Genomic DNA, 4,351 nt, shown 5'->3' with positions numbered 1-4,351 from the left:
GGCCAGCACCAGGCCGCCGCGCGGCCCGCGCAGCGACTTGTGCGTAGTAGTGGTGGTGATGTGGGCAAAGGGCACCGGGTCCTCGTCGCCGGTGAATACCTTGCCGGCGACCAGCCCGGCGAAGTGCGCCATGTCCACCATCAAGGTGGCGCCGACCTCGTCAGCGATCTCGCGCATCTTCGCGAAGTTGATCCGCCGTGGGTAGGCCGAGTAGCCGGCCACCAGGATCAACGGCTTGAACTCACGCGCGGCGACGGCGAGCGCGTCATAGTCCAGCAGCCCGGTTTGCGGGTCAGTGCCGTAGCTGCGCTGGTGGAACATCTTGCCGGAGACGTTGGGCCGGAAGCCGTGGGTGAGGTGACCGCCGGCGTCCAGTGACATGCCCAGCAGTCGCTGGCCGCCGAGCTTGGCGCGCAGCTGCTCCCAGTCCGCCTCGGACAGATCGTTGACGTGTTTGGCCCCGGCCTCGGCGAGGCCGGGCGTCTCAATCCGGGTGGCCAGGATGGCCCAGTAGGCAACGAGGTTGGCGTCGATGCCGGAATGCGGTTGGGCGTAGGCGTACGGCGCGGCGAACAGCTCACGGGCGTGCTCGACGGCAACACTCTCGACGGTGTCGACGTTCTGACAGCCGGCGTAAAAGCGGTGCCCGATGGTGCCCTCGGCGTACTTGTCGGACAACCAGCTGCCCATGGTGAGCAGCACCGCGGGCGACGCATAGTTTTCGCTGGCGATGAGCTTGAGCGAATCGCGTTGGTCGGCAAGCTCTTTGCGTGTCGCAGCGGCGATCCGCGGTTCGACGGACTCGATGACCTGTAGTGCCGCGCGGTACGCGCTGCTCGCGGTATCGGCGTACTCAGCGCCTACGGCTGCGGTGGAGGTAGTGGTCGCGGTCAAGTCGGCTGCCATGCACCCGAGACTAGTCGGCGTGCAATGCCGACGGGATCAGTGGCTCGTCGAGCAGCCGGCCGAAACGTTCGGTGAGGCCGACGCCGGCCGGGCGGTCGTCCAGCCACGCCCGCAGCAGTCGATACCCCTCGACGTAAGTGCTGGTGTAGGCGCGCCACAGCGACGACGACAGGAATCGCAACATCTGCCGCGCGCGAGTGTCGTTGACCAGCAGCCAACGCCGCAGGAAAGCCACCACTTCGTCGGCGTCGCGATGCTCGTCGTGCAACATCAGCGCGGCGTCCTGGCGGACACCGGCCAGCGCCGCGGACGCCTCGGAAACCGCTTCGGCACGCTCGCCGTCAAACCTCAGCCCCAGATCGGCGTAGATCTCCGACGCCCAGTGTCCCCAGCCCGGGCCGACGGCGGCGTACAACGCCAAATCGGCCAGGCCTTCAGCCATCAGGCACTGCGGGGTATTCACCAGGAAAATGGTCTGCTCGGCCTGGCCTTTCCCGTTGACCAGCCCGGCCTCTTTGCGGCAGTGCTCGGTGTGATGGCCCGGATAGGATTCGTGGGCCACCAGCCGCGGCAGGTTCGACATCAGTTGCTTGATGTCGGCGTTGACGGCCACGGTCGAGCGGTAATCGCCGAGGTAGTAGTTGAATCCCGACCACGGCTTGTCGGTGACCACCTGATACTCAACGGTTTCGGTGTCGGGCAGCGGATACTCGGCGCGCACCCGGTCGCGCAGCGCGCTGGAGAACGCGTCGATGCACGCGGCCAACCGATCGGGCGAGATCTCTTCTGCTGCGCGATGGGCCTCCATCCGGTCGACCAGTGAGCCACTGGGGGCCTGGTCGCCTAACACCTCGTCGAGCCGGGCATGGGCCTGCCGGTAGGTCTCCGGCTCACCCTTGGCGATGTGGACGTCGAAGTAGTCGTGCACCTCGTCGACGAAGCCGATGTCTTCGCCGGCGAACTTGCGCCCCGCGCAGGCCAACGCCCGCAGGTGAGCGCCGATGTAGGCGGCGCGGGCTTCGTCGAATCCATTGCTGTGCGGCACATCTGGCAGTACGGCGAGCAGTCGCTCAGCCTGCCGTACCAGGCTGGCCGGGTCGGGGGCGGCCTCGGCCAACACGGTTTGGCGCAACGCGGGATCGCCGGTGAAGGCGTCGACGTACCCGGATTCGATCCGGTCGAAGCGCAAACCGATCAGCAGGTACTCGCGGATCAGCGCGGCGGGTTCCATACCGGTTAACGCTAGCCGCGTCGCCCCTGCAAGACTGACAGTCATGCCGCGGCTGAGCGAGCCGAGCCCCTATGTGGAGTTCGACCGGAGTCAATGGCGCACGCTACGTAAGTCGACGCCGCAGCCGCTGACCGAAGAAGAAGTCGTCGGCTTGCGTGGTCTGGGCGAGCAGATCGACCTGTTGGAGGTCGAAGAGGTCTACCTGCCGCTGGCCCGGCTTTTGCACCTCCAGGTCGCCGCCCGGCAAGGGTTGTTCGCCGCGACCGACGAATTCCTCGACGAAACGCGGCAGAACCCCGATCGGCCGGTGCCGTTCATCATCGGGGTGGCCGGCAGCGTGGCGGTCGGTAAGTCGACGACGGCCCGCGTGCTGCAGGCGCTGCTGGCCCGGTGGGATCACCACCCGCGGGTCGACCTGGTGACCACCGATGGGTTCCTCTACCCGAATGCGGAGTTGAGCCATCGAAACCTGATGCACCGCAAGGGTTTTCCGGAAAGCTATGACCGACGCGCCCTGATGCGATTCGTTACCTCGGTGAAGTCGGGTTCGGACTATGCCTGCGCCCCGGTGTACTCGCATCTGCACTACGACCGGGTGCCAAACGCCAAGCAGGTGGTACGCCACCCCGACATCTTGATCCTCGAAGGCCTCAACGTGCTGCAGACCGGGCCCACCCTGATGGTGTCGGACCTGTTCGACTTCTCGCTATATGTGGACGCGCGGATCGAGGACATCGAGCAGTGGTACGTCTCCCGGTTTTTGGCGATGCGCTCGACCGCGTTCGCCAACCCGGCCTCGCACTTCCACCACTATGCGGGTCTGACCGATCCGCAGGCGGTGGTGGCAGCCCGCGACATCTGGCGCTCGATCAACCGGCCGAACCTCATCGAAAACATCCTGCCGACGCGGCCCAGGGCAACCCTGGTGCTGCGCAAGGACGCCGATCATTCGATTAACCGGCTGCGGTTGCGCAAGCTGTAGATGCGAACAAGCCGATGCGGGGACGCGCACCGCAACCTCTGACGGCGGCGCCCCGCACCGGCGGGACGGGAGTCACGCCGGCAGACGGCGCACTCCGAGGTATTGCAGGTAGCCGATCAGCGCGGTGTAGACGCCGCTGGCCAGCGTGGCGGCGACGCCGGTCGCGGTCAGCGGCAGCGCGTCGACGGCCACCACGACGACCGCCGCCACGGTGAAGACGACATTGGCGATCACGACGCCGATCCCGGCGCGGCGCAGGTCGGGTGTGGCGGCCAGGACGAACACCACCAGCCCGTAGAGCACGAAGAACGCGCCCAGGCCGTATTCGGCGCCGGAGCTCAGCCCGGTGAGCGACGAGAGCGGATCGGCGGCCGCGGCGATCAGCAGGCCGGCGAACCCGGTCAGCGTTGCGTCGAGCCGCATGGCAAACCGCAACAGCGAGTCGGTCGAGTCGGCGAGAGGTCGGGGGGCAAGTCCGGTAACAGCGGTCATGTCGGAACTCCTTGCGGTGTCGGGTCGAACACTTCTGAGCGTGCCGTGATGCGACTGCCAGATCGACGCGTCGCGCTGCCACGCGCTGCCATGCGCAGGTCAACTAAGTGATCTTGGCCACGTATTCCTTGGCTAGCCGAGCTAACTGAGGACTACGGCTAGCTGGAGACAGCCACCCGGCCGCGCAGATCGGCGGCGATAAGCCGGGCGGCGGCGTTCTGCCAGTTGTGCAGCGACCGCTGCGGCACCTCGGTGACAAACCACTGCCAGGCCTGCCGCGCGGTCGCGTCCAGACCGGCAGCGGTGGCGTTTTGCGCGTAAGCGCGCACGCCCACGACATAGGGGAAATACAGCGCGTTGTAGTAGCGCCACTGCTCGGTGGTGCCGAAGTCGCCGCCGTCGCGCGGTTTTAGCCGCGCGATGCGGTCGGCCAGCAGGGCTTTGAGCTCGATGGCCCGCTCCAGCGGCTGATCGGGCGCTCCGCGCGCGGTCAGCCGCTCGTCTATGGCCGGCAACGCGGTCAGTGGACTGGCGACCAGCTTGGACAAGTCGCCGTAGTGGCCCAGCGCGCGGCGGGTCAGCCGGGCGAACGTCTCATCGTCGAAGCCGTCGAGCGGATCGGCCGACCGAAGCGGTAGCGCGGATTGCGTGCGCCGCAACGTCTCCCGGTCGGCTCGCAGCATCGGGGATCGGGAGAACACCATCCGGTCCAGCAGCCCGGCCAGCGGGTCGGCCAGTAC

Annotated in this window: 3 protein-coding genes and 2 pseudogenes; 1 reads left to right on the top strand and 4 read right to left on the bottom strand. The window is 67.1% G+C overall.

From position 1 onward, the window contains the following. A pseudogene (locus tag WB785_RS24315) lies at positions 1-906 on the bottom strand (glycine hydroxymethyltransferase); the annotation flags it as partial. 10 nt (positions 907-916) lie between these two features. Continuing rightward, the gene (locus WB785_RS24310) at positions 917-2,137 is read right to left on the bottom strand and encodes a DUF885 domain-containing protein (protein WP_424082588.1); all 1,221 of its coding nucleotides are present in this window, start codon (positions 2,135-2,137) and stop codon (positions 917-919) included. A 43-nt stretch (positions 2,138-2,180) separates the two neighbouring features. Here WB785_RS24310 and coaA point away from each other — a divergent pair, with 43 nt between their 5' ends. Then, positions 2,181-3,119 carry a type I pantothenate kinase gene (gene coaA, locus WB785_RS24305; RefSeq protein ID WP_424082586.1) on the top strand — a complete coding sequence of 313 codons (939 nt, stop codon included), beginning with the start codon at positions 2,181-2,183 and terminating at the stop codon, positions 3,117-3,119. A gap of 72 nt (positions 3,120-3,191) precedes the next feature. Here coaA and WB785_RS24300 read toward each other — a convergent pair whose 3' ends face one another. Next, positions 3,192-3,611 (bottom strand): hypothetical protein, encoded by a 420-nt coding sequence (locus WB785_RS24300; protein WP_424082584.1) that lies wholly within the window; start codon positions 3,609-3,611, stop codon positions 3,192-3,194. Positions 3,612-3,769: 158 nt separating this feature from the next. Beyond that, positions 3,770-4,351, bottom strand: a pseudogene (locus tag WB785_RS24295) (hypothetical protein); the annotation flags it as partial.

This window comes from Mycobacterium sp. (assembly GCF_049585075.1).
In the GTDB taxonomy this organism is placed as follows: domain Bacteria; phylum Actinomycetota; class Actinomycetes; order Mycobacteriales; family Mycobacteriaceae; genus Mycobacterium.
The sequence above is the reverse complement of the archived record's forward strand: the minus strand, read 5'-3'. Positions and strand labels throughout refer to the sequence as shown.